At 49.3% G+C, this 535-nt stretch carries 1 protein-coding gene; it reads right to left on the bottom strand.

Features of this window, described 5'->3' with window-relative positions:
• A partial coding sequence (locus tag ACYVJE_RS23100; RefSeq protein WP_461146139.1) for a hypothetical protein occupies positions 1–481 on the bottom strand: 481 nt, incomplete at its 3' end.
• Positions 482–535: the final 54 nt, after the last annotated feature.

The following is a 535-nucleotide window of genomic DNA, read 5'->3' as shown; positions in this document are numbered from 1 at the left end:
CCATCTGCCTCACCCCCCGGCTGGACCAAGTCGGATCGTAGCCATGTCGTTCTGTGAGCCAAGGAGTTGAAGAATACCTTTGTCTTCCTAAGACCGCTTGGCCTCCGACTTCGGCCGGATCAAGCGCCAGCAGCTGGTGATCGGGTCGTTGCTGAAGAAGACGATGTCGCAGGAGGTCCTGTTCGACGGCGGCAAGCTGACCGGCTTCATCAACGCCTTCACCTAAGGTACTCATGAGAAACGCGCCATAGTCCTCAAAAACGTCCTGTTGTTCGGTTTCATTAAGTAGATCAAGGTTGATCCCACTAACTTCCAAAATGCCAACGAGATTACCCGTTTTGGTAACTTCGTAATTACCATACATACCCACCACCAAGCTCATGTCATCAATGGTCTCTTTGCCACCATTGATTTTAGGCGGTTGGTAATCCCAGTCGAGTTCCGCTGATTTATTGGCGATTTTGCTCTTCTTCAAACGCATTTAGTTCACCTCGCTTCTTCGGTTGTAAATAAAACAGTTTCTGACCATTGGCAT

The organism is Salinifilum aidingensis (assembly GCF_054782015.1).
This window is presented reverse-complemented; position numbering and strand designations above follow the sequence as displayed.